The organism is Streptomyces sp. CB02009, assembly GCF_001905825.1.
In the GTDB taxonomy this organism is placed as follows: domain Bacteria; phylum Actinomycetota; class Actinomycetes; order Streptomycetales; family Streptomycetaceae; genus Streptomyces.
The window spans coordinates 489,594-513,935 of sequence record NZ_LIVV01000007.1 but is presented as its reverse complement, the minus strand read 5'-3'; the positions used below and the strand labels follow the sequence as shown (position 1 = coordinate 513,935).

Sequence of the window (24,342 nt, the reverse complement as noted above, 5' to 3'; positions counted from 1 at the left end):
GCGCGCCAGCGGCGCCATCGAGTAGCACTGCGCGGGCTCCCGCCCCTTCCCCGGCCTACCCTGAAAGGACCGGGAAGGGGCGAGAGCCATGTCCGTACCCACCACGACCGACCCGGTCGGACGCGCCAGGGACGCCGCCGCCCGTGAGTCCTGGGCCGAGGCGTACCAGCTGCTCCACGCCCACGACCGGCACCCCTCGCGCGGCCTGACCGCCGACGACCTCTCCGTGCTCGCCGACGCCGCCTGGTGGTCCGGGCACGTCGACGAGTCCGTGACCGCCCGGCTCCGGGCCCACGCCGCCTACCTCGCCGCCGACGACCACCGGGGCGCCGGGCTCGCCTCCTGGTGGCTGTACTACGAGTACGCCGGTCTCGGGCGGCCCGCGGCGGCCGCCGGCTGGCTCCACCGCGCCCGGCACCACCTGGAGGACCTGCCGGACTGCCCGGAGCAGTGCTTCCTGGAGATGACGGCCGCCGAGGAGGCCTCGGCGCGCGGCGACCACGGGACCGCGCTCGCCGCGACCCGCCGCATGACCGCCCTGGCCCTCGCCTGCGGCAGCCCCGACCTGCTCGCCCTCAGCCGCCAGGCCGAGTCCCGCGCCCTCCTCGCCGCCGGCCGCAGGACCGAGGGCCTCGCCCTCCTCGACGACGCGATGTGCGCGGTGTCGGCCGGCGAACTGAGCGGCATGGTCACGGGCTGGCTGTACTGCCTCGCCCTGACCCAGTGCATGGAGGCGGCCGACTTCGCGCGGGCGGTGGAGTGGACGAACGCGGCGATGGAGTGGTGCGCCCCGCCGTGGACCGGCCGCCCGCCGGACGAGGGCCCGACCGCGACCCCGGCCATGACCACGGCCTCGGCCTCGGCCTCGGAGGAGTCCGCCGCGGGCACGGCCCCGCTCCCCATGACCGTCCCCTCCGGCGAGAACCCCTTCCGGGGCGTCTGCCGGGCCCACCGGGTCGAGGTCCTCGACCTCCTCGGGGCCTGGGCGCTCGCCGAGGCCGAGGCCCGCCAGGCCTGCCGCGAGGTGCCGGTGGACTGCCTGGAGTCGGCCGCCGCCGCCTACTACGCCGCCGGGGACGTCCAGCGGCGGCAGGGCCGTCTCGAAGCAGCCGCCGTCTCGTACGGCCACGCCCACGAGCTGGGCAGGATCCCGCAGCCCGGCCTCGCGCTGCTGCGCCTCGCGCAGGGCCGGGCCGACGCGGCCGTCGCGGGCGTCGACCTGGCCCTCGCCTGCCGAAGCGACCCCGACCACGACGTCCTGGGCCGGGCCCGGCTGCTCGCCGCCCGTACGGAGGTGGCGCTCGCCGTCCGCGACCTCCCCGGGGCGGCGCGGGCCGCGGCGGACCTCGACGCCCTCGCGGGCGCAGCCGACGGAGACGTACCCCTGCTGCGCGCCCTGGCCGACACGGCCCTCGGCGCGGTGGCCCTCGCCGAGAAGCGCCCCGGCGCGCTGCTCCCGCTGCGCAGGGCGCTCGCCGGCTGGCTGGAGCTGCGGGTGCCGTACGAGGCCGCGCAGGTGCGGATGCTGCTCGCGGCCGCCTGCCGGGACGCGGGCGACGAGGAGGCGGCCCGCCTGGAGCTCGGCACCGCGCGGGCGGTCTTCGAGCGGCTCGGGGCCGTGCCGGACGCCCGGCGCGCGGCGGCCCTGGTCGGCGGCGGGTCGCGGCGGCGGCTCCCGGGCGGGCTCACCGCGCGGGAGGCGGAGGTCCTGCGGCTGGTCGCCTCGGGCGGCACGAACAAGGACATCGCCCGTGCGCTGGTGATCAGCGAGCACACCGTCGCCCGGCACCTGAACAACATCTTCGCCAAGCTGGGCGTCGGCTCCCGCGCCTCCGCCACGGCCTACGCGTACGCGCACGGCCTGGTCTGAACGGCCCATGCGGGCCGGTGCCCGCGCATGGGCGGTTCGGGCGATGCGGGCCGGGAACCCGCCGGGCTACACCGGAGACATGACCACCACGACCTCCCCCCACACCCATGCCGACACGCTCCGCGGTGCCGTACGCGGCACCGTCGTGACCCGCGGCGACCCGTCGTACGACGAGGCCCGCCGGGTCTACAACGCCCAGCACGACCGCCACCCGGCCGTCGTCGTCCACGCCGTGGACGCCGCCGACGTGATCGCGGCGGTGCTCCACGCCCGGGAGCACGGGCTCCCGCTGGCCGTGCGCGGCGGCTCCCACTCGGTCGCCGGCTTCGGCACCGTCGACGACGGCCTCGTCGTCGACCTGTCCCCGATGCGGGGCGTCCGGGTCGACCCGGACGCCCGGACGGCACGGGCCGAGGGCGGCGCCACCTGGGGCGACTTCAACCACGCCACCCACGCCTTCGGGCTCGCCACCACCGGCGGGGTGGTCTCCTCGACCGGCGTCGGCGGCCTCACGCTCGGCGGCGGCATGGGCCACCTCGCCCGCCGCTACGGCCTGAGCTGCGACAACCTGCTCGCCGCCGACGTGGTGACCGCCGAGGGCGCCCTGGTGTCCTGCGACGCCGAGCGGAACCCCGACCTGTTCTGGGCGCTGCGGGGCGGCGGCGGCAACTTCGGCGTCGCCGTCTCCCTCGCGTACCGGCTGCATCCGGTCGCGGACGTCTTCGGCGGTCTGAGCTGCTACCCGCTCGACGCGGACGTGGCGCGCGCCTGGCGCGAGCTGATCGCGGACTCCCCCGAGGAGCTGAACTCGATCCTGGTCCTGGCACTCGGCCCGGAGGAGCCGTTCCTCCCGGAGCGCTGGCACGGCCGGCCGATCTGCGCCGCGTTCACCTGCTTCAGCGGCCCGGCGGCGGAGGACGGGAAGGTCCTCGCCCGCCTGGACGGGCTCGGCCCGGTGATCGGCCGGTTCATGGAGCGGATGCCGTACCCGGTGATCAACACCCTCTTCGACGAGCAGCTGCCGGCCGGGCTCCACCACTACTGGAAGGGCAACTTCAGCCGCGAGCTGTCGGACGGCGCGATCGCGGTCCACGCCGAGTACGGCGCGACGATGCCGTCCCTCGAATCGGACACGGCGATCTTCCCGATCGACGGCGCCTGCCACCGGGTGGGCCCGGAGGAGACCGCGTTCGCGTACCGGGACGCCGTCTTCTCGCACTCCTTCGGCGGCACCTGGACCGACCCGGCGGACTCGGAGCGGAACATCGCCTGGACCCGCGCCTACGACACGGCCCTGCGCCCGCACACCCAGGAGGGCGGCTACGTCAACTTCATGGACACCGACGACCAGGACCGCGTCCGGGTGAACTACCGGCAGAACTACGACCGGCTGAGGGCGGTCAAGCGCCGGTACGACCCCGACAACGTGTTCCGGCTGAACCAGAACATCGCGCCCTGAGCGGTGCTACGAGACCGTCCGGGCCGAGGCGAGGAGCCGTACGACGTCGTCCGGGCCGAGCGCCAGCGCGTTGCCGACCGTCCCCAGGACCTCCCGCTCGGCCGGGCTGTAGACCCCGTCGGCGAGGGCGATCCCGGCGGCCTGGAGCAGGATCGACTCCCGGCCGGAGGGCGCCAGGTGCGGGGTGAGCGGCTCCAGGGCCTCGTGCAGCTCGATCGCGAGGAGCGCGCCCTCGGGGTTCACCTCGGGCATGAAGCGCCCGGTGTCGGCCTCCAGGGCCTCGACGAGGTCGACGAGCTGGACGGCGGTGCACTCGGCGAAGCCGGCGGACCTGACGGCGCTCACGGCCCGGTCGAGGACCGCCCGCGAGTCGGTGCCGCCGGCCGCGAGCACGGCGAGGGCGACGGTGTGCACGGCGTCCCGCAGCATCGCGGAGAAGCGGCTGGTCGTGGGGTGGTCGAGCACCTCCGTGCCGAAGTGCGTGTGACAGGCCGCGCACTCGACGACGGGGCCGGTACAGCCCCGGGGCAGGACCGGGACCCCCAGGACGGCGAACCTGCGGCGGCCGGTGCGTCGCCGGTAGTTCCGGTCGCCGCCGCACTCCACGCAGAAGAACTCGCCGTCTCCGACCGTGTTCCAGGAGGTGCGGATTCCGCAGACGCCCACTTTCCCACCACGTGAATTCCGGGCAGACCGCACACGCACCTCCTCAACGGCCCGGCTGCACTGCCGGCGTTGGCGTGATGTTAGCCACATCCTTGATGTGGCGTCAGCACCCCGTCAGGACTTCACCGCGGAGTTGGCCGAGACACGTCACGGCCCGCGGAGGGCGGCGACGGCGCTTTGCGAAGGCCAGAAAGCCTCCGCCGGCCCGGTCTGCGGCCTCCACCGGGCCGATCGCAGCGGATTCGATGGCCGAAGCGGTCGTCACGAGATCACCCTCCGGGGTGGCACCGGGCCCCGGAAACATCACCCCGGCCGGAAACGGGACGGCCCCCGCCCCCTCGGAGGGGTGCGGGGGCCGTCGCCGGGGACCGGGTCAGCGGGCGGAGCGGTTGACCGCCGAGATGACCGCCTTCAGGGAGGCGCGGGTCGTGTTGGCGTCGATGCCGATGCCCCACAGGACCTGGCCGTCGATGGCGCACTCGATGTACGAGGCGGCCTGCGCGGAGGCGCCCTCGCTCATGGTGTGCTCCTGGTAGTCCAGCAGGCGGGCGTCCACGCCGATCGCCTGCAGGGCGGCGAAGAAGGCGGAGATCGGGCCGTTGCCGGAACCGGACAGGACGGTCTCGGCGCCGTCGACGACCGCCTCGACGGTCAGCGTGTCCGTGCCGTCGGTGTCGGAGGTGGTCTGGCCGGAGCGCAGCTGGATCCGTCCCCAGGCGTTCTCCGGGTTGGGCAGGTACTCGTCCTGGAACACGGACCAGATCGCGGCCGGCGTGACCTCGCCGCCCTCGGTGTCCGTCTTCTGCTGGATGATCTTCGAGAACTCGATCTGCATCCGGCGGGGCAGGTCCAGCTTGTGGTCGTTCTTCAGGACGTACGCGATGCCGCCCTTGCCGGACTGCGAGTTGACCCGGATGACGGCCTCGTAGGAGCGGCCGACGTCCTTCGGGTCGATCGGCAGGTACGGCACGGCCCACTCGATGTCGTCGACGGTGACGCCCTTGGCGGCCGCGTCGGCCTCCATGGCGTCGAAGCCCTTCTTGATGGCGTCCTGGTGGGAGCCGGAGAAGGCGGTGTAGACCAGGTCGCCCGCGTAGGGGTGGCGCGGGTGGACCTCCATCTGGTTGCAGTACTCGCTCGTGCGGCGGATCTCGTCGATCTGCGAGAAGTCGATCTGCGGGTCGACGCCCTGGCTGAACAGGTTCATGCCCAGGGTCACCAGGTCGACGTTGCCGGTGCGCTCGCCCTGCCCGAACAGGCAGCCCTCGATGCGGTCGGCGCCGGCCATGATCGCCAGCTCGGCGGCGGCCACGGCCGTGCCGCGGTCGTTGTGCGGGTGGACCGACACGCAGATGTGCTCGCGGCGGGTCAGGTTCCGGGACATCCACTCGAAGCGGTCCGCGTGCGTGGACGGCGTCGAGCGCTCCACGGTGGCGGGCAGGTTCAGGATGATCTCGCGGCCCGGGCCCGGCTGCCAGACGTCGCAGACCGCCTCGCAGACCTCCAGGGCGAAGTCCAGCTCGGTGTCGGTGAAGATCTCGGGGCTGTACTGGTAGCCGAAGATCGTCTCCGGGCCCAGCAGCTTCTCCGCGTACTCCATGACCAGGCGGGTGCCGTCCACGGCGATCTGCTTGATCTGCTCCTTCGAGCCGCGGAAGACGACCCGGCGGAAGGTGGGCGCGGTGGCGTTGTACAGGTGGACGGTGGCGCGCTTCGCGCCGACCAGCGACTCCACGGTCCGCTCGATCAGGTCCTCGCGGGCCTGGGTCAGGACGGAGATGGTGACGTCCTCGGGGATCGCGCCCTCTTCGATGATGGAGCGCACGAACGCGAAGTCGGTCTCACCGGAGGACGGGAAGCCGACCTCGATCTCCTTGTAGCCCATGCGGACGAGCAGGTCGAACATCTCGCGCTTGCGGGCCGGGGACATCGGGTCGATCAGGGCCTGGTTGCCGTCGCGCAGGTCGGTGGACAGCCAGCGCGGGGCCTTGGTGATCCGCTGCTCGGGCCAGGTCCGGTCGGGGATCCGTACCTGCTCGTACTGGCCGTACTTGTGGATCGGCATCCCGGACGGCTTCTGCAGCTGCGTCGCGTTGGTGATCGGCGTGGGGCGGCTGACGAACGGAGACTGGGACATGTGCGTTGGGCTCCTCGGGTCCGGCAAGAAGGACGGCCGACTGTCGAACGCAACACCAGGTCCCGCGGGGAGGGGGTCGGCCTACGACTACAGGCCCTCGCCGCGGCAGCTAAGGAGAAGCAGCCCGAAACGCATGATGTGCCGCAGCCTAGCCCAGGGACGTCGGAGGCGGACGTCCTGTATCAGTATGCGGGACGACGTCCGCGTCAAGGGCGAACAGTGACGCATCACTCCATTTCGCCAATCCTCGTCTCAGCCCGTGACAGAGGGCTCACGCAGTGCCACATTGCGAGCATGACTCCCCAGACGCCCGTCTTCTGCTCGATCGTCCCCCCGCACCTGCTGGAGCACCTGGCGCACTCCTCGAACCCGGCCGTCGCCGCGGCCGCGCGCCGCACGCTGGTCGCGGACGCCTCGGCCCGTACGTTCCGGATCCTGCCGCTGCCCGGCACCGCGCCCACGCTCGCCCCCGCCGAGGCCGGCCGGCCGCACCGCACGATCTACGACTGCGAGCGCGGCACCGACCTGCCCGGGGTGAAGGTCCGCGGCGAGGGCGACGCGGCGACCGGGGACGCCACCGTCAACCGGGCGTACGCCGGCCTGGGCGCCACCTTCGACCTCTTCCTCAACGCCTTCGGGCACAACTCGATCGACGGCGCCGGGCTGCCGCTGCTCGCCTCCGTCCACTACGACGAGAAGTACGGCAACGCCTTCTGGAACGGCGAGCAGATGGTGTTCGGCGACGGCGACGACGAGATCTTCCTCGACTTCACCCTCCCCGTGGACGTCATCGGCCACGAGCTCGCCCACGGCTTCACCCAGTACTCGGCGAACCTGGAGTACTTCAGCCAGTCCGGCGCGCTCAACGAGTCCGTCTCCGACGTCTTCGGCTCCCTCGTGAAGCAGTACGCGCTCGGCCAGACCGCCGACACCGCCGACTGGCTCATCGGCGAGGGACTCTTCCACCCGAACGTGGAGGGGACGGCGCTGCGCTCCATGAAGGCCCCGGGCACCGCGTACGACGACGACGTCCTCGGCAAGGACCCGCAGCCCGGCCACATGGACGACTACGTCCGCACCGGCCGCGACAACGGCGGGGTCCACATCAACTCCGGCATCCCCAACCACGCCTTCTACCTGGCGGCGACCGAGCTGGGCGGCAACGCCTGGGAGCGGGCCGGGCAGATCTGGTACGACGTGATGACCGGCGGGACCCTCACCCCCGAGGCCCGGTTCTCCGAGTTCGCGGCGGCCACGGTGGCGGCGGCGCGGGCGCGGTACGGCGACGGGGAGGAGATCCAGGCCGTCCTGAAGGCCTGGTCGGCCGTGGGCGTACCGAGCGACTGATCCGGCTGGTACACAGGTCCCATGCGGATTCGAGTGCGGCGCACGGGCGGTTTCGCGGGCATCGAGCGGTCGGCGGAGGTGGAGGTCTCGGACCCCGAGTGGGAGTCCCTGGCGACCGCCGTCCTCGACGAGGGCGACGGCGACGTCCGGGGCGTGCCGGACGGCTTCTCGTACGAGATCACCGTCGACGGCCGCACGGTCCGCTGCCGCGACCCCCGCCTGACGGACGCGCAGAGGACCCTCGTGACGAGGGTCCTCAAGGAAGGCGCGTGACCGGACGGCCCCACCCGCCCCCGATGTCGCCCTGGCGTTCGAAGCGCGGCCCGGCCTTGGAAGGATGGTGTCACTCCGTCAACCTCGGGAAAGTGGACCGTACATGAACGACAGCCGACTCGACCGTCGCAGTTTCCTCTCCCTGAGCGGCATCGCCGCCCTCTCCGCCGCCGGGCTCGGAGCGGCGGCCGGCACCGCGAGCGCGGCCGGCACCGCGGGTGCGGCGGGCACGGCCGGTGCGGCCGGTGCGGCGGCGGCCCTGGCGCTGCCGCCGTCGAAGCTGATCCGCGTCGAGGGGAACACCGGCCCCGCCTACTTCCGTGAGAAGGCCGTGCACCGGGGGACGGTCATCCAGTCCATGGGCTTCGACAACGTCAACCGCCGGCTCTACTTCGCCCAGCTCATCGGCGGCGGCCTCCAGCTCAAGGGCGAGCCCGCACCGCTCTCCGGGGACACCCGCGACCTCCACGGCGACCTGGCGATCACCGAGTGGACGCTCGGCGCCGACACGGCGGAGGGCGCCGGCAGCGCCAGGATCACCGGCTTCATGTACCTGCGGGGCTTCGGCCACGGCGTCGGCATCGGCGTCGAGCCGTCCGGCAGCAGCACCTACCTGTGGACCGAGGTCGACGCCGTCCAGGACACCACGAACGGTACGAGCCGGGGCCGCCGCCTCTGCCGCTTCAAGTTCGCGAGCTCCAGCACGCCGCTGGACGCCACCAGCACCTCGCTGCAGAAGTTCACCCCCGTCCCGGGCAGCGTGAACAACACGGCGGGGATCGATCCGCTCAACAACCGCCTGGTGGTCCGGTACAGCCTGAACGGGATGCACTACCGGATCTTCGACCTGGCCGCGGCGCGGGCGGGCGACTTCAGCACGCCGCTGGCCGAGATCGCCGAGCCCGCGATCTCGATCGACCGCAACCGCTACGGACAGCCCTCGTTCCAGGGGTACGCGGTGGCCGGCCAGTACCTGTACATGCTGCACGGCAACTCGTACGGCTACACGCAGGACCACGACGGCGACGCGTCGACGCCCAAGATCGTCATCTCCCCGCCGGGCGAGGGCAACACCCATCTCACCTCGGTGGACCTGAACACCGGCCAGATCATCAGGACCTTCCACTCGAAGGCGGGCTACACGCTGCCGTTCCGCGAGCCGGAGGGTCTGGCCGTCCAGATACCGAAGGCCTCCGAGCCCGGCGTGTTCCGCCTCTGCATGGGCTTCGCCTCGGGCGACACCCCGGGCGCGCGCACGGCGTCGGTCTACTACAAGGACTCGCTGATCCAGCCGTAGGGCCGCCGGAACGACGCACGGAAGAGGGCCGCGCCCGGGAGTCCTCCCGGGCGCGGCCCCCGTCGTGTCCGCTAGAAGCCGAGCTTCCGCAGCTGCTTCGGGTCGCGCTGCCAGTCCTTCGCGACCTTGACGTGGAGGTCCAGGAAGACCGGGGTGCCGAGGAGGGCCTCGATGTGCTTGCGGGACTTCATGCCGACCTCCTTGAGACGGCTGCCCTTCGGGCCGATGATGATGCCCTTCTGGCTGGGGCGCTCGATGTACACGTTGGCGTGGATGTCGAGCAGCGGCCGGTCCGCCGGGCGGTTCTCGCGCGGGATCATCTCCTCGACGACCACCGCGATCGAGTGCGGCAGCTCGTCCCGTACGCCTTCGAGCGCGGCCTCGCGGATCAGCTCCGCGACCATGACCTGCTCGGGCTCGTCCGTGAGGTCGCCCTCCGGGTAGAGCGGCGGGGACTCCGGGAGCAGCGGGATCAGCAGGTCGGCGACGAGCTGGACCTGCTTGTTCCCGACGGCCGAGACCGGCACGATCTGCGCCCACTCGAAGCCCAGCTCCTTGCCGAGCTGGTCGACGGCGATCAGCTGCTCGGCGAGGGTCTTGGAGTCGACCAGGTCGGTCTTGGTGATGATCGCGACCTTGGGGGTCTTCTTGATCCCGGCGAGTTCCTTGGCGATGAACTTGTCGCCGGGGCCGAGCTTCTGGTCGGCGGGCAGGCAGAAGCCGATCACGTCGACCTCGGCCCAGGTGGTGCGCACGACGTCGTTGAGCCGCTCGCCGAGGAGGGTGCGCGGCTTGTGGAGGCCGGGGGTGTCCACCAGGATCAGCTGCGCCTCGGGGCGGTGCACGATGCCGCGGACGGTGTGCCGGGTGGTCTGCGGCCGGTTCGAGGTGATGGCCACCTTCTGGCCGACCAGAGCGTTCGTGAGGGTGGACTTGCCCGCGTTGGGGCGGCCGACGAAGCAGGCGAAGCCGGCCCGGTGGACAGCTTCGGTTTCTTGGTTGCGAGCGCTCATGGAGGCCATTGTCCCCGATGAGCGCCCGCCTCACGTACTCACGTGCGCACGCGGCTCCGCGCGGGCCGCCCTGTGCCGTCGGATCCGCAGGCCGAAGACGCCCGCGGCGCCCCCGACGAGCAGCGTCGCGGCGGCGAACCAGGGCAGGGCGAGGAAGGAGACCGTGCCGGTCTCCCGGACGTCCTTCGCGGTGGCGGTGAGGGTGATGTCACCCCAGTCGAGCTGCGGGGAGCCGGTCCACCGCTCGGTGAGCCTGATCTTCTGCCGGGGCAGCAGCTCGGACGGCACCGCGGCGAGGTCGCGGGCGAGGAGGGTGCGTCCGAAGAGGCCCTCCGCCTTGAGGGCGACCTTGGGGTTGAGGGTGACGTTGCCCCGGTTGTGCAGCGTGTACGAGACGAGCGCGCTGCTCGTGCCGGCGCCGGGGACCAGCGGCCGGTCCTGGTCGACGGTGACGTCCTCGACGCCGAGGGCGGGCACGGTCGGGCCGTTGACCCGCAGGTAGAGGCGGGCGGCGACGGCCCGCTGGACGCCGACGGCGACGGCGCCGCTCCCGCCGGGGCTGATCCGCTCGTCGAGGGCGACGAGCGCCCCGGGGTGGTCGCCGGGGTCGGCGTCGGCGGGGACGCTCAGCGTGTACCGGACGGTGACGGCGGAGCCGGGCGGGACGGTGACCCGGGTCCGCTCGGGCTTGATCCAGGCACCGGCGCCGGTCTGCTTCTCCCGCTGGGTGCGGACGGCGAAGCCGCCGTCCCGGTCGGTGTTGTAGGCGTCGGCGCCGTAGAGCCGGAAGGTCAGCGGGGCGGCCGTCTTGTTGGCGACGGTGACCCGATCGGTGAGCGTGGCGCCCGGGTCGGCGGTGAGGAAGAAGTAGGGGCGGCTGCCCAGCCGGGCGGCGGCCGGATAGACGGCCCATTCGCCGTTCTCGGCGGCCCGCGCCTGCGGGGCGGGGGCGAGCAGGAGGAGCAGGGCGCTCAGGAGGAGGACGTACAGCGTGCGCACGAGTCGGAAACCCCCGGGGTGCGGAGCGGGCCGGCCGGGTGCGCGCCCGGCCCGCACGGTGGTCAGGACAGGGTGAGCGTCAGCACGCCCGCGTACGAGCCCGGCGCCGTGAAGGCCGGGACGTCGAGGGAGAGCCCCGCGTCGATCGTGAACTCGCCGCCCGTGAGGGCGCCGTTCGGCGTGGAGGCGAGGGTCGCGCCGCCGCTGCCGACCGGGCCGGCCGAGCCGGCCGCGCAGGCGCTGGGGCTGCCGGCCTTGGCGGTGCAGGCCGGGGTCCAGCTGAGGCTTCCGGCGCCGATGGAGCCGCCGGTGCCGGTGAAGTCGGTGACCTTGCCGGTGAGGGACCAGCCCGCGGGGCCGCCGCGGAAGTCCTTCACCGTCACCGTCCTGAGGTCGCCGGTCGCCGCGCCGCCCTGGCCGAAGTCGACGGACGACAGCTCGACGGCGTCCCCGGCCTGGGTCATGGACAGCTCACCGGCGGTGACGGCCGCGGTGATGGTCTGGCTGTTCGGCGGCGCCGGTACGACGACCTTGTACGCGGCGGGTCCGGCGCCCTTCTCCGGGTCCCAGGCCGCGCCCTCGTAGGCCACGATCCCGGTGGTCGCCACGTCGTTGACCTTCAGGCGCGCGGCGAAGGAGCCCTCGCTGTCGGTCGTGACGGTCATCTTGTCCGCGGTCTCCGCCGCCCCGGCCCGGCCGACGACGGTGACCTCGGTGAGCGGGGTGAACCTGGAGCCGTTCACGGTCACCCGGACGCCCGGGTCGCCGGACGCGGTGTCGAGGGCCAGCGCGCGGGTGTTGGGGCTGGTCACGGGGCTCGCGACGACCGTCTCCGAGACCGGGGCGGGCGGGTTGAGCACCGTACAGGGGGTGTCCAGCTCCATGAGGTAGCTGGTGTGGATGTTGTAGTCACCGGGCGAGAGGGTGATCGACCCGGCCTGCGTGACGGTGAAGGTGCCGGTCATCGAGAAGGCCGGGAAGGAGCCCTTGCCGGGGACCGGCGGGTTCTTCTTGGGGCCGTTGACGGTGACCGCGCCGCTCTGGGCGCCACCGAGGACGACCTTGCCGCTGGGCGTCATGATGTCGGCCGGCAGGGCGAGGTCGACCGGGTTGGACGCGGCGGGCTTGGTGATCGTGTACGTCACCGTGACCGTCTCGCCGACCTTGGGGCTGGCCTTGTCGACGGTGATCTCGGCGGTGGTCGCGCCCGTGATGGGCGGGATGCCGGCGATCGGCGGCGGGACGCAGCGGGTCTGGAATTCCACCGGCTGGGAGGTGGTCGTCGCGCCGGCCGGGGCCGCGAGCGCGCCTCCTGCGACCGCGAGGGCGGTGGCGCCGAGGACGGCGGTCCAGCGCCGTCTTCGGGCCGCCGCCCGGGATCGGGTGAGTGCCATGGGTATGCCCCCTCCTGAGGGATGAGTGGGCGCCATTGACGGCTGCGGGCGGAGAGAAGTCAATGCACGCGGGAGACATCGACTGATGACCCATCAGATGCTGGCAAGATCGGCGAACCGGAGGCGTTTCCCCTGCTCAGCGCCTTCTCCGGGGTGCCGGAACACGACGGAGACCGGTGCCGCCCAGGGCGGCACCGGTCCGGTCGGTACAGGGCTCAGCTGAAGACGAACGGGCCCGGCGACTGCGAGGTCAGCGCGTCGCAGTTCACCGTGACGCCGAAGATCACCATCTTGAGGGCGACACCCGCGAAGTACGAGTTGAGGCTGTCACCCGAGGCCACGGTCCCGCTGAGGGGTCCGATGGTCACGGGCCCCACGGGGAGCGCCGGGTTCTTCTTGCCGCTGAAGACCCGCGTGCCGCCGCCGGCCTTGGCCAGCGTCAGCGTGGCGTTGATCTGGTCGGCGCCGACCGGGATCGGGGTGGTCACGGACGAGGTGAGGGTGATGGTCGCGGCGGTGCCGCTCTGCGTCGCGACGAGGGTGGCGCTGCCGCCGCCCCACGACCCGCAGTCGTACGTCGCCGTGGCCGACCCCGGCGAGACGGCGGCGGCCGTCGGCGCGAAGGCGAGCGAGGCGGCGGCGAGCCCTCCGGCGAGGACCGCGACGGTCCCTAAGGTGCTTCTGCTTCTCATGGCGAGTTCGAACCCCTTCCGATGGCGAACGCAGGGGGTGCGGACACTGCGTGAATGGTGGAGATCTGACGGTCCGTCGGGCGGACCGGTGTTCATTGAGACGCAGACCGCATGGGAAGGCAAGAGAAGTTGCGGTGATCGTTCACAAATACACAAACGCCGTACAGCGCGAGGGCCCGGCGTAGGGACGCCGGGCCCTCGATGTCGCGTTCTCGCCGCTCGCCCCCGTGCGGCGGCCGGGCCGCTCAGCCCGCGGTGACCGCCACGCGCAGCTGCCCGTCCGGGCCGGCCAGCAGGACGGGGGTCTCCGGGCCGCCGAGGTCCCGTACGGCCGCGCGGTCCTCGTCCGACGCGGACGCGGCGCTCGACACGACGGCCGCCGCCTCCAGGGACTGCGCACCGCTCGCCACGGCCATCGCGACCGCGGTCCGCAGGGCGCTCAGCTTGAGCGACTCCAGCTCCACGGTCCCCGCCACGTACGTGCGACCGGTCTCGTCCCGTACGGCGGCGCCCTCGGGCACACCGTTGCGGGCGCGGGCGCTGCGCGCCAGCGTGATGATCTTGAGGTCCTCGGCGCCGAGGTCGCCGTGCTCGCTGCTGAGTGTCATGCCCTGAGCATAGGTCCGCTCCGGAACCCGGCCCGCGACACCCCCGGGGCTCAGCCCGCGACCGGGTACATCGCCCCGCGGCGCCCCTCGGGCGACACCAGCCACTCCAGCTTCTCCGCCGTACCGGCCTCCGGCAGCGGGGTGTGGAGCACGATCACCAGGTCCGGGCGGGCCGGGACCCTGAGCTGGGTCGCCTCGACGTACAGCGTGCCGACCAGCGGGTGCTCCAGCTCCTTGCGGTTCTGCCCGCCGGGCAGGATGTCCCGCCGCTCCCACAGCTCCGCGAACTCCGGGCTCAGCTCCTTGACCTCCTCGACGACCTGCCGGAAACCCTCGTCCTCGGGGCTCTCCGAGCACGCCGAGCGGAACTGGGCGACGACCCGGGGGGCGATCTCCTCCCAGTGGCCCATGCGGGTGCGGTACAGCGGGTCGGTGAAGAAGGTGACCAGGCAGTTCTGCGCGGACTCGGGACCCATCCCGAGCACGATCGCCGCCGCGTCGTTGTAGAGGACGGTGTTCCAGTACGCGTCCATGATGTGCGCGGGGAACGGCATCCACGCCTCGATGAGCCGCCGCAGCCCCTCGCACATGTCCCGGTCCTCCGGGGCCGTCTCCGGCGCCGGCGGGTTCAGCGCCGCCAGGACGTACAGATGGCGCCGCTCCGCCGGGCTCAGCCGCAGCACCCGCGCCACCGAGTCGAGCACCTGCGGCGAGACCGTGATGTCCCGGCCCTGCTCCAGCCACTGGTACCAGGAGACGCCGACGCCCGCGAGGACCGCGACCTCCTCCCGGCGCAGCCCCGGCGTCCGGCGGCGCGCGCCACCGTCCGGGAGGCCCGCCTCCGCGGGGCTCACCCGGGCCCGACGGCTCATCAGGAACTCGCGCAGCTCGCCGAGTCGGTGCTGCTTCGCGGTGGTGCTCTCGAGAGCGGTGGCCACGTGTGCTTCCTCCCCCTGGATGCCTGGTGGTACGACCAACAGGATAAGTTCCCGCTCCCCAGCGTTGTTCCCGGACGCCGAAGGTGGGGTCATGGCAACCCTGACCTCTCCCCCCGCGGGCACCGACACCGAGGCCGCCCCTCCGGCCGCTCCCCCGGCCCTCACCGGCCGCACCCGGCTCATCCTCTTCGTGCTGTGCGCCGCCCAGTTCATGGTCGCGCTCGACTTCTCCGTGCTGAACGTGGCGCTGCCCGTCCTCGGCGCCGACCTCGGCCTCGGCCAGTCCGCCCTCCAGTGGGCCGTCACCGCGTTCGCGCTGCCCTCCGGCGGCTTCCTGCTCCTCTTCGGCCGCGTCGGCGACCTCTACGGACGCAAGAAGCTGTTCCTCGCCGGACTCGCCCTCTTCGGCCTCGCGTCGCTGCTGGCCACCTTCGCCTGGAACCCGGCCGCGTTCCTCACCGCCCGCGCCCTCCAGGGCATCGGCGCCGCCGCGATCGTGCCCACCGGCATGTCCCTGCTGACCACGACCTTCCCCGAGGGGCCGCTGCGCGACAAGGCGCTCGGCATCTCCGGCACCCTGCTGTCGCTCGGCTTCACCGTCGGCATGGTCCTCGGCGGCGTCATGACGGACACCCTCGGCTGGCGCTCCACCATGGGCCTGCTCGCCCTCTTCGCCGTGATCGTGCTGCCGCTGGCCCCCGGCCTGCTCCCCGAGTCCCGCACCCCCGAGCGGCCCCGCCTGGACGTGCCCGGCGCGGTGACCGTCACCGGTGGTCTGCTCGCCCTGATCTACGCCCTGTCGACGGCGGCCGAGCGCGGCTTCGGCGGCACGGACGTGCTGGTCACCCTGGTGGCGGGGATCGCGCTGCTCGCGGTGTTCGTGCGGGTCGAGTCCCGGCACGCGGCGCCGCTGGTGTCGCTGCCGATGCTGCGGCGCCGCACGGTCGCCTTCGGCAACCTGGGCGGTCTGATCACCTTCTCGATGATGTCGACCGTCGTCTTCGTCCTCACCCTGTACCTGCAGGAGACGCTGGGCCTGTCGGCCTTCGCGACCGGGCTGGTCTTCGGTGTGCAGGGCGTGATGTCGGTCGTGGCCGGCATGTTCGCGCCGAAGGTGATCGGCCGGATCGGCGCCCGCGCCACGCTGGTCGGCTCGCTGGCCGGCCAGGGCGTGCTGACGGCCGCTCTGCTCGGCCTGGGCGAGGAGTCGGGCGTGGTCCTCGCGACCGTCGCCGTCTCGCTGGCCTCGATGTGCCACCTCGGCGCGATCATCTCGTACGGACTGACCGTCACCTCGGGTGTCCCGGACGGGGAGCAGGGCCTGGCGACCGGTCTGGTGACGACCACCCAGCAGGTCGGCCTGACGGTCGGCATCCCGCTGCTCGGCGTACTCGCCACCACGGGCGGCGACCTGTTCGGAGGCGTCCGCACGGTCCTCGTCCTGGACGCGGCGATCGTCCTCGGCACGGCGGTCCTGGTCGGCCTCGGCCTGCGGCGCCGGTCCTGAACCACCGCGGCGGGAGGGCTACGGGCGGTCGAGGCGGAGCCGTACGGCCTTCGGGAGACCCGCGACCACCAGGTCGTACGAGTCCTCGACGAGCTCCCGGACCATGCGGTCCGGGAGCTCTCCGACGGTCACCGTGTTCCAGTGCCGCTTGTTCATGTGATAGCCCGGGGCGATCGCCGGATGCTCCTCGCGGAGCCGTACGGCGTCGTCCGGATCGCACTTGAGGTTGACCCGCAGCGGCTCGTCCTCGAGCGACGAGAGCGCGAACAGCTTTCCGACGACCTTGAAGACGGAGGTGTCGGGCCCGAACGGGAACTCCTCCGCGGCGTCGTTGAAGTCCAGGCAGAAGGCGCGCAGCTCGTCAGGGGTCATACCTGCTTCTCCTCCGGTTCCAGGGGTTCCACGAGAACGGTGACGATCTTGTTCCGGCGGCCGGCCGGGGCCTCGGCCGTCAGCCGCAGCGAACGCCCGTCCGGCAGCTCCACGACCGCCTTGGCACCGGCGATCGGGACCCGGCCGAGCGCCTTCGCGAGCAGTCCGCCGACGGTCTCCACGTCCTCGTCGTCGTACTCGTCGGGGCCCAGCCCGTACAGCTCGCCGAGGTCGCCGATGTCGAGGCGCGCGGTGACCCGGTGGCGGTCCTCGCCCAGCTCCTGGACCGGCGGGAGCTCCCGGTCGTACTCGTCGGTGATCTCCCCGACGATCTCCTCCAGGATGTCCTCGATGGTGACGATCCCGGCCGTGCCGCCGTACTCGTCGATGACGACGGCGACGTGGTTGCGCTCCTGCTGCATCTCGCGCAGCAGGTCACCGGCGTTCTTGGTGTCGGGCACGAAGGCGGCGGGCCGCATCGCGGTCGACAGCACGTCCGCCTCGGAGTCGCGGTTGATGTGCGTCTTGCGGACCAGGTCCTTCAGATACACGATGCCGACGATGTCGTCCTCGTTCTCCCCGGTGACGGGGATGCGGGAGAAGCCCGAGCGCAGCGCGAGCGTGAGGGCCTGGCGGATCGTCTTGTACCGCTCGATGCTGATGAGATCGGTACGCGGCACCATCACCTCCCGTACGAGCGTGTCGCCCAGCTCGAAGACGGAGTGCACCATGCGGCGCTCCTCGTCCTCGATCAGCGACTCCTGCTCGGCGAGGTCCACCATGGCCCGCAGCTCGGCCTCGGAGGCGAAGGGGCCCTTGCGGAAGCCCTTGCCCGGGGTCAGCGCGTTGCCGATGAGGATCAGCAGCTGCGGGATCGGCCCCATGATCCGGGCCAGCGGCAGCAGCACGTACGCGGCGGCCGTCGCCGTGTTCAGCGGGTGCTGGCGGCCGATGGTGCGCGGTGAGACGCCCACGGCCACGTACGACACGAGGACCATCACGGCGATGGCGACGAGCAGCGCCTCCCAGGTCTCCGGGAAGGCTTCGAGGCAGGCGTAGGTGACGAGGACCCCGGCCGCCATCTCGCAGGCGACGCGCACCAGCAGCGCCACGTTGAGATAGCGGGTGGGGTCGGAGGCGACCTGGGCGAGCTTCTCGGCCCCGCGCCGGCCGGACCGTACGGCCTCGGCGGCGCGGAAGCTGGAGACGCGCGCGAGACCGGCCTCGGCGCAGGCGGCGAGCCAGGCCACGACGACCAGCGCGACGGCGCCGAGGATCAGCGAGACGTCCATCGGGGTCAGGAGACGGTCGGCGCCGGGGAGGGGCCGGTGAGGCCCTTCTCCTCGCGCCAGCCGTCGACGATCGCCGCCTGGAGGCCGAACATCTCGGCCTTCTCGTCGGGCTCCTCGTGGTCGTACCCGAGGAGGTGGAGCACACCGTGGACGGTGAGCAGCTGGAGCTCCTCGTCCATGGAGTGCTCCGTCGGCGCGTCCTTGCCCTGCTGGGTGGCGACCTCGGGGCAGAGCACGATGTCGCCCAGGAGCCCCTGCGGGGGCTCCTGGTCGTCCTTCGCCGGCGGACGGAGCTCGTCCATCGGGAAGGACATGACGTCCGTCGGACCCGGCAGGTCCATCCACTGGATGTGGAGCTGCTCCATCGCCTCCGCGTCCACGACGATCACCGAGAGCTCGGAGAGGGGGTGGATGCGCATGCGCGCGAGCGCGTAGCGGGCGATGTCGAGGATCGCCTGCTCGTCGACCTCGGTACCGGACTCGTTGTTGACGTCGATCGACATGTGTTCTGCGTTCTACTTCCCGTTGCGGCCGCGCCGATGCTCGCCGCGGCTGTCGTCGCGGCCCTCGTTGCGGAGGTCGTACTGCTCGTACGCGTCGACGATACGGCCGACGAGCTTGTGCCGGACGACATCCTGCGACGTGAGCGTCGAGAAGTGGACGTCCTGGACGCCTTCCAGGATGTCGCGGACCTGTCGCAGACCGCTCTTCGTCCCGTTCGGCAGGTCGACCTGGGTGACGTCACCGGTGATGACGATCTTCGAGTCGAAGCCGAGGCGGGTGAGGAACATCTTCATCTGCTCGGGGTTCGTGTTCTGCGCCTCGTCCAGGATGATGAACGCGTCGTTCAGGGTCCTGCCGCGCATGTACGCCAGGGGCGCGACCTCGATCGTCCCGCTCGCCATGAGCTTGGGGATGGAGTCGGGGTCGAGCATGTCGTGGAGCGCGTCGTAGAGCGGGCGCAGGTAGGGGTCGATCTTCTCGTAGAGCGTGCCGGGCAGGAATCCCAGGCGCTCGCCGGCCTCGACGGCCGGGCGGGTCAGGATGATCCGGGTGACCTGCTTGGACTGCAGGGCCTGGACCGCCTTGGCCATGGCCAGATAGGTCTTTCCCGTACCGGCGGGACCGATGCCGAAGACGATCGTGTGCTTGTCGATCGCGTCGACGTACCGCTTCTGGTTGAGGGTCTTGGGACGGATCGTGCGACCGCGGTTGGAGAGGATGTTCTGCGTGAGCACCTCGGCGGGGGTCTCCTCGCCGGCCTCCGAACCGTTCTCGCTCGCCCTGAGCATGGCGATCGAGCGTTCCACCGCGTCCTCCGTCATCGGCTGACCGGTGCGGAGCACCAGCATCATCTCGTCGAACAGGCGCTGGATCAGCGCGACTTCCGCCGCGTCGCCGACGGCGCTGACCTGGTTGCCCCGGACGTGGATGTCCGCCTGCGGGAACGACCGCTCGATCACGCGGAGCAGTGAGTCACCCGAGCCGAGGATGGTCACCATCGGATGCTTGGCGGGGACGGTGAACTGGGCGCGGGCCTCGCCGGGCGCGCCGTTGTGGGATGTGGGCGTCTGAGTCATGGGCCGGCACTGTGGCCTGCACACACCTCCCGATGCAGGGCTGTCGCCACTCGACCGCCTCTGGGCTACCAAGCCTACGACTCGGCGCCGAGAAGCCCGTAGCGGATTACGGTGCCGCCGCGGGCGGCGGATTCCGGGGGGCCTACGTGTGGGCCGCGCGGAAACCGATCGTCGGCACCGCCCGGCGCAGCGGCCAGGGGCGGGCGGGGGCGGGCAGGAGCCGCTCCAGGAAGGCGTAGCGGTCGCGCAGGGCCTCGGGGTCCTGGCTCTCGTGGCCCTGGACGTGCTGCCACCAGGCGGCGATCTCGCCCCAGGTGGGGGCGGACAGGGAGCCGCCGAACTCCTGGACGGAGAGGGCGGCGGTGAGCCCGGCGAAGGCGAGGCGGTCGGCGAGCGGCCAGTCGGCGAGGGTGCCGGTGACGAACCCGGCGACGAAGACGTCCCCGGCCCCGGTGGGGTCGAGGGCGGAGACCTGGATGGCGGGGACCTCCGCGGTCTCGCCGGTGCCGCCGTCGACGGCGTAGGCGCCTTCGGATCCGAGGGTGACGACGGCGTAGCGGACCTTGTCGGCGAGGGCGCGGGCGGCGGCCCTGGGGCAGTCGGTCCGGGTGTAGCGCATCGCCTCGGCGGCGTTGGGCAGGAAGGCCTCGCAGTGCGTGAGGTCGGTGAGGCCGGCCAGGTCCCAGCGGCCGGTGTCGTCCCAGCCGACGTCGGCGAAGACCTTGGCGCCGCCGCGGGCGGCCTGGGCGACCCAGTCCTCGTCGCGGCCGGGGACGAGGGAGGCGACGGCCGCGCGGGCGTGCGGCGGGTAGGCGGGCAGGGCGCCGTCGAGCGGCGGGGCCTCGTGGCCGTGGGAGACCATCGTGCGCTCGCCCTCGTAGGCCATGGAGACCGTGACCGGGGAGTGCCAGCCGGGGACGGTGCGGGAGAGCGACAGGTCGATCCCCTCGCCCTGTTCTAGTGCGTCCCAGCAGTACTCGCCGTAGTGGTCGTCGCCGAAGGCGGCGGCGAGGGAGGTGCGGAGCCCCAGCCGGGCGAGGGCGGTGGCCATGTTGGCGACGCCGCCGGGGCTGGAGCCCATGCCGCGGGCCCAGGACTCGGTGCCGCGGACGGGTGCGGAGTCGAGGCCGGTGAAGATGATGTCGAGGAAGACCGTGCCGGTGAGGAAGACGTCGCAGGCGGGGTCGGTGGGCTCCCGCAGGCACACCAACGGGTCGACCCCGGCGTCCTGTTGCGGCTGGTCTCCCCTTGCTGTGGTCACGGCGGACTCCCCGGTCGTGGTGCGTGGACCGGCACCGTGGTGCCGATCTGGACAGTGTGCCCGATGGGGCTGGCGAGACGGGGGGACACCACACGGTGCTCGCGCGATACCCATCCGACTCGACTCCAAACCCATTGTGACCCGTATCACTGACCGAATCGGGGGAATCCACCTTCTCCGCCCAGTCGGATGCTTGATACACATGGTGCCGCGACCCCGTGACTCACCGGGCGCCGTCTCACTTCCCTGTTCAGTTCCTGGAACGCCCATGTCGTCGCGCCCGCGCGTCCCGGGGGCCCTCGTCGCCCTCGTCTCCCTCTTCACCGCCGGCTACCTGGCCCCCTACCTGCTGCCGACCGTCGTCGGCCGGCTCTCCGCCGGACTCGGCCTCACTCCGGCCCAGGCGGGCCTCGTGGGATCCGTCCTGCTCCTCGGCTCCTCCACCGCGGGCTTCACCCTCGCCGCGCGCGGGGACCGGATCGGCCCCCGCCGGGCGGCCCGCGCGGGCCTGCTCGCCATGGCGGTGGGGTACGGCTCCGCCGCCGCGACCGGCGTCGTGCCCCTGGTGGTCGCGGGCGCCGTCCTCGGCGGCCTCGGCTCCGGTACGGCCACGGCGGTGGCGGCGGCCGGCATCGCCGGGCAGCGGGACCCGCACCGGGCCTCCACGCTCGGCCTGCTCACGGTCTCGGCCACGGCGGGCGCGCTCTACCTCACCCTCCCGCACCTGTCCGGCGGCCACGCCCCGCCGCTCCTCGCGATCGCCTGCGCGGCGGCCCTGGTGTGGCCGCTCACGAGCAGGCTCCCGGGCGCGGTCCGGGAGCCCCGCGAGTCCGCCCCGACCGGGCCCCTCCCCCACCGCACGGCCGGCGCCGTCCTGGCGGGCGGCATCCTCCTCTGGTCCCTCTCCCAGAACGCCCTGTGGGGCGTGAGCGGCCGCATCGGCCTCACCCAGGCCGGCCTCTCCGAGGTCACGGTCGGAGCGGTCTTCGCCGCTGCCCTCGGCGCGGGACTCCTCGGGGTGACGGCGGCCGGCGCACTCGGCTCCCGGCTGGGCCGGGCGGTACCGATCGGCGTGGGCACCGTCGCCATCGCGGCCTGCGTCCTGCTCAGCTCGTCGGCGCGGGACCTGGCCTCCTTCGCGACGGGCGAGATCCTGTGGAACGCCTGCTACCCGGTGGTCCTCTCCTACCTCCTGGGCCTGGCCGCCTCCCTCGACCCCCGGGGCCGCTGGGCGGTCCTGGTCGGCGCGGCGTCCTCCCTGGGCGTGGCCTGCGGCCCGCTGGCGGGCAGCCTCCTGTCGGAGGGCGCGGGGTACCCGGGCATGGGCACGGTCCTGTGCGCCCTGCTCCTCCTGGTCGCGATGCCGATGACGGCGGTGGCCCGGCACGTCTCGGGCCGCCCCCTGGTCCCGGGCTCGGTGCGACGGCGGGGCGGCGCGGCGGGCGCGGTCCTGGCGGGCGCGGCGGCGGCCACCCCGCCGACGGTCCCGCAGATGGGCGCGCCGGAACAGGAGATCACCCCGATCCGGGTCCCGGCCGCCGCGGGCCGCCGCCGCCCGGCGAAGTCGGCCTTCCGTCTGGCGAGGCCGAGCGACCGGGGCTGAGGGGGCCTAGGCCGAGGGGGTACGGGGTCGAGGGGGTACGGGGCTGAGGGGGCCGGGGCTGAGGGGGTACGGGACTGAGGGGGTACGGGCGCTACGCCCGGCCCCCGCCGAACTCGTACGCCTCGACCTCGGCCAGGTACCGCGCCCGACGCGCCTCGTCGTCCTCCAGGAACGACGCCTCGAACGAGTTCCGCGCCAGCTCCCGCAACTGCTCCTGCGAAAGCCCCAGCGTCTCCCGCACCCCGTCGAAGTTGTCCCCCACGTACCCGCCGAAGTACGCCGGGTCGTCCGAGTTCACGGTGACGAGCAGCCCCGCCGCCATCATCGCCGGCAGCGGGTGGTCACCCAGCACGTCGATGGCCCGCAGCCGCACGTTCGACAGCGGACAGAGCGTCAGCGGCACCCGCTCCCGCACGAGCCGCTCCACGAGCTCCGGGTCCTCCATGCACCGCAGCCCGTGGTCGATCCGCTCCACGCCGAGGACGTCGAGCGCCTCGCGGACGTACGCCGCGGGGCCCTCCTCGCCCGCGTGGGCGACACGGCGCAGCCCGAGCGCCGCGGCGGCCTCGTACACCTCGCGGAACTTGGCCGGCGGGTGGCCGACCTCCGCCGAGTCCAGGCCGACACCGGTGATCCGGTCCAGGTAGGGCTTCGCGGCCTCCAGGGTCGCGAGCGCCGACTCCGCCGACTCGTCGCGCAGGAAGCACATGATGAGCCGGGTGGAGACCCCGTACCGCTCCTCGGAGCGTGCGAGGGAGGCGCTCAGGCCCTCGATCACCGTGCCGAGGGGGACGCCGCGGGCGGTGTGCGCCTGCGGGTCGAAGAAGATCTCGGCGTGCCTGACGCCCTGGGCGGCGGCGCGCTCCAGGTAGGCGTCGGTGAGCTCGGTGAAGTCCTCGGCGGTGCGCAGGACCGCCATCAGGCCGTAGTAGAGGTCCAGGAAGGACTGGAGGTCGCTGAAGCGGTACGCCTCGCGCAGGGCCTCGGTGTCCGCGTACGGCAGGGTGACGCCGTTGCGCGCGGCGAGCGCGAAGGCCAGCTCGGGTTCGAGGGTGCCTTCGATGTGGAGGTGCAGTTCGGCCTTGGGGAGAGCCGCGGGGAGGGGCATGCGTGGTGCTCTATCTCTTCGGTACGGGGACCCTCATGAGGTCCTGGGCAATGCTCAGTTCGCCGTCGAACCCGGCCGCCCGCGCCTGCCGCTCGAACTCGGCCGGGTCGGAGTAGCGCTGCGAGAAGTGGGTCAGGACGAGGTGCCGTACACCCGCGTCCCGGGCGACCGCCGCGGCCTGCCCGGCCGTCAGATGGCCGTGGTCGGTGGCGAGGCGGACGTCCTCGTCGAGGAAGGTCGACTCGATGACGAGCATGTCGGCGCCTTCGGCGAGCGCGTGCACGCCGTCGCAGAGCCGGGTGTCCATGACGAAGGCGAACCGCTGCCCGCGCCGGACCTCGCTGACGTCGTCGAGGGTCACGCCGCCGAGGACGCCCTCGCGCTGGAGGCGGCCGACGTCGGGGCCCTTGATGCCGTGCGCGGCGAGCCGTTCGGGCAGGACGCGGCGCCCGTCGGGCTCGGTGAGCCGGTAGCCGTACGACTCGACCGGGTGCGAGAGCAGACGGGCGTCGAGGGTGTACGCGTCGGTCACGGCGAGCGGCCCGTCGGCGGCCACCGGCGCCTCGGCCAGCCGCACGGTCTCCCGGTAGGCCGTGGCGTACCGCAGCCGCTCGAAGAAGTGCTGCCCGCTCGCCGGGTAGTGCGCGGTGACGGGGTGCGGGACCTGGTCGAGGTTGATCCGCTGGATCACCCCGGCGAGGCCGAGCGAGTGGTCGCCGTGGAAGTGCGTGACGCAGATCCGGTCGATGTCGTGCGCGGCCACCCCGGCCCGCAGCATCTGGCGCTGGGTGCCCTCACCGGGGTCGAAGAGGATGCCCTGGCCGTCCCAGCGCAGCAGGTAGCCGTTGTGGTTGCGGTGCCGGGTCGGGACCTGGCTCGCGGTCCCGAGCACGACGAGTTCTCGTACGGACATGGGTGCCGCCGGT

General features: G+C 72.7%; 22 protein-coding genes. 7 read left to right on the top strand and 15 right to left on the bottom strand.

Going from position 1 to position 24,342, the window contains the following annotated elements; translation table 11 throughout:
• Nucleotides 1–88 precede the first annotated feature (88 nt).
• Together AMK27_RS28990 and AMK27_RS28985 are read left to right on the top strand one after the other, a co-directional pair.
• Entirely contained in the window at nucleotides 89–1,870 is a 1,782-nt protein-coding gene (locus tag AMK27_RS28990) for a LuxR family transcriptional regulator (RefSeq protein WP_073914375.1), read from the top strand.
• 79 nt (nucleotides 1,871–1,949) lie between these two features.
• Nucleotides 1,950–3,329, top strand: a complete 1,380-nt coding sequence (locus AMK27_RS28985; protein WP_073914550.1) for an FAD-binding oxidoreductase — start codon at nucleotides 1,950–1,952, stop codon at nucleotides 3,327–3,329.
• Nucleotides 3,330–3,335: 6 nt separating this feature from the next.
• On the opposite strand, the gene AMK27_RS28980 is transcribed toward AMK27_RS28985, so the two are convergent.
• Together AMK27_RS28980 and leuA are read right to left on the bottom strand one after the other, a co-directional pair.
• Nucleotides 3,336–4,028: a TerB family tellurite resistance protein gene (locus tag AMK27_RS28980; RefSeq protein WP_073914370.1), complete on the bottom strand. Its 693-nt coding sequence runs from the start codon at nucleotides 4,026–4,028 to the stop codon at nucleotides 3,336–3,338.
• A 340-nt stretch (nucleotides 4,029–4,368) separates the two neighbouring features.
• A complete protein-coding gene (gene leuA / locus AMK27_RS28975; protein WP_073914364.1) occupies nucleotides 4,369–6,132 on the bottom strand; it encodes a 2-isopropylmalate synthase in 1,764 nt (587 codons plus the stop codon).
• 294 nt (nucleotides 6,133–6,426) lie between these two features.
• On the opposite strand from leuA, the gene AMK27_RS28970 reads away from it, so the two are divergent.
• The 3 genes from AMK27_RS28970 (at nucleotide 6,427) to AMK27_RS28960 (ending at nucleotide 9,049) form a co-directional block, all read left to right on the top strand.
• A complete protein-coding gene (locus AMK27_RS28970) occupies nucleotides 6,427–7,479 on the top strand; it encodes a M4 family metallopeptidase (protein ID WP_073914359.1) in 1,053 nt (350 codons plus the stop codon).
• A 21-nt stretch (nucleotides 7,480–7,500) separates the two neighbouring features.
• A complete protein-coding gene (locus AMK27_RS28965) occupies nucleotides 7,501–7,752 on the top strand; it encodes a protealysin inhibitor emfourin (protein ID WP_073914354.1) in 252 nt (83 codons plus the stop codon).
• Between the two features lie 103 nt (nucleotides 7,753–7,855).
• The gene (locus tag AMK27_RS28960; RefSeq protein ID WP_241847629.1) at nucleotides 7,856–9,049 is read left to right on the top strand and encodes a phage baseplate protein; all 1,194 of its coding nucleotides are present in this window, start codon (nucleotides 7,856–7,858) and stop codon (nucleotides 9,047–9,049) included.
• A gap of 71 nt (nucleotides 9,050–9,120) precedes the next feature.
• Here the strand turns inward: AMK27_RS28960 and era are convergent, their stop codons facing one another.
• The 6 genes from era to AMK27_RS28930 form a co-directional block, all read right to left on the bottom strand.
• Nucleotides 9,121–10,071: a GTPase Era gene (gene era, locus AMK27_RS28955; RefSeq protein ID WP_374119734.1), complete on the bottom strand. Its 951-nt coding sequence runs from the start codon at nucleotides 10,069–10,071 to the stop codon at nucleotides 9,121–9,123.
• 21 nt (nucleotides 10,072–10,092) lie between these two features.
• On the bottom strand, nucleotides 10,093–11,061 hold the full coding sequence (locus AMK27_RS28950; protein WP_107425695.1) for a WxL protein peptidoglycan domain-containing protein: 969 nt from the start codon (nucleotides 11,059–11,061) through the stop codon (nucleotides 10,093–10,095).
• 62 nt (nucleotides 11,062–11,123) lie between these two features.
• Entirely contained in the window at nucleotides 11,124–12,455 is a 1,332-nt protein-coding gene (locus AMK27_RS28945; protein WP_073914343.1) for a beta-xylosidase, read from the bottom strand.
• 215 nt (nucleotides 12,456–12,670) lie between these two features.
• Entirely contained in the window at nucleotides 12,671–13,147 is a 477-nt protein-coding gene (locus AMK27_RS28940; protein WP_073914338.1) for a hypothetical protein, read from the bottom strand.
• Nucleotides 13,148–13,392: 245 nt separating this feature from the next.
• A complete protein-coding gene (locus AMK27_RS28935; protein WP_073914334.1) occupies nucleotides 13,393–13,755 on the bottom strand; it encodes a cytidine deaminase in 363 nt (120 codons plus the stop codon).
• A gap of 50 nt (nucleotides 13,756–13,805) precedes the next feature.
• Nucleotides 13,806–14,627: a helix-turn-helix transcriptional regulator gene (locus AMK27_RS28930; RefSeq protein WP_245390330.1), complete on the bottom strand. Its 822-nt coding sequence runs from the start codon at nucleotides 14,625–14,627 to the stop codon at nucleotides 13,806–13,808.
• Nucleotides 14,628–14,784: 157 nt separating this feature from the next.
• Here AMK27_RS28930 and AMK27_RS28925 point away from each other — a divergent pair, with 157 nt between their 5' ends.
• Nucleotides 14,785–16,200, top strand: a complete 1,416-nt coding sequence (locus tag AMK27_RS28925) for an MFS transporter (RefSeq protein ID WP_073914325.1) — start codon at nucleotides 14,785–14,787, stop codon at nucleotides 16,198–16,200.
• Between the two features lie 18 nt (nucleotides 16,201–16,218).
• On the opposite strand, the gene AMK27_RS28920 is transcribed toward AMK27_RS28925, so the two are convergent.
• The 5 genes from AMK27_RS28920 to AMK27_RS28900 form a co-directional block, all read right to left on the bottom strand.
• Nucleotides 16,219–16,572, bottom strand: a complete 354-nt coding sequence (locus tag AMK27_RS28920; protein ID WP_073914321.1) for an MmcQ/YjbR family DNA-binding protein — start codon at nucleotides 16,570–16,572, stop codon at nucleotides 16,219–16,221.
• Nucleotides 16,569–17,864, bottom strand: a complete 1,296-nt coding sequence (locus AMK27_RS28915) for a hemolysin family protein (RefSeq protein WP_073914316.1) — start codon at nucleotides 17,862–17,864, stop codon at nucleotides 16,569–16,571. The genes AMK27_RS28920 and AMK27_RS28915 overlap by 4 nt, the downstream gene beginning before the upstream one ends.
• A 5-nt stretch (nucleotides 17,865–17,869) precedes the next feature.
• Complete coding sequence (gene ybeY / locus AMK27_RS28910) at nucleotides 17,870–18,367, bottom strand: rRNA maturation RNase YbeY (RefSeq protein WP_030317475.1); 498 nt, start codon at nucleotides 18,365–18,367, stop codon at nucleotides 17,870–17,872.
• A gap of 12 nt (nucleotides 18,368–18,379) precedes the next feature.
• Nucleotides 18,380–19,444: a PhoH family protein gene (locus AMK27_RS28905; protein WP_073914307.1), complete on the bottom strand. Its 1,065-nt coding sequence runs from the start codon at nucleotides 19,442–19,444 to the stop codon at nucleotides 18,380–18,382.
• 142 nt (nucleotides 19,445–19,586) lie between these two features.
• Nucleotides 19,587–20,705, bottom strand: a complete 1,119-nt coding sequence (locus AMK27_RS28900; protein ID WP_073914302.1) for a carbohydrate kinase family protein — start codon at nucleotides 20,703–20,705, stop codon at nucleotides 19,587–19,589.
• 268 nt (nucleotides 20,706–20,973) lie between these two features.
• On the opposite strand from AMK27_RS28900, the gene AMK27_RS28895 reads away from it, so the two are divergent.
• Nucleotides 20,974–22,308, top strand: a complete 1,335-nt coding sequence (locus AMK27_RS28895) for an MFS transporter (protein ID WP_073914298.1) — start codon at nucleotides 20,974–20,976, stop codon at nucleotides 22,306–22,308.
• A gap of 91 nt (nucleotides 22,309–22,399) precedes the next feature.
• Here the strand turns inward: AMK27_RS28895 and AMK27_RS28890 are convergent, their stop codons facing one another.
• Together AMK27_RS28890 and AMK27_RS28885 are read right to left on the bottom strand one after the other, a co-directional pair.
• The gene (locus AMK27_RS28890; RefSeq protein WP_073914293.1) at nucleotides 22,400–23,416 is read right to left on the bottom strand and encodes an adenosine deaminase; all 1,017 of its coding nucleotides are present in this window, start codon (nucleotides 23,414–23,416) and stop codon (nucleotides 22,400–22,402) included.
• A gap of 10 nt (nucleotides 23,417–23,426) precedes the next feature.
• Entirely contained in the window at nucleotides 23,427–24,329 is a 903-nt protein-coding gene (locus AMK27_RS28885; protein WP_073914288.1) for a ribonuclease Z, read from the bottom strand.
• Nucleotides 24,330–24,342 lie beyond the last annotated feature (13 nt).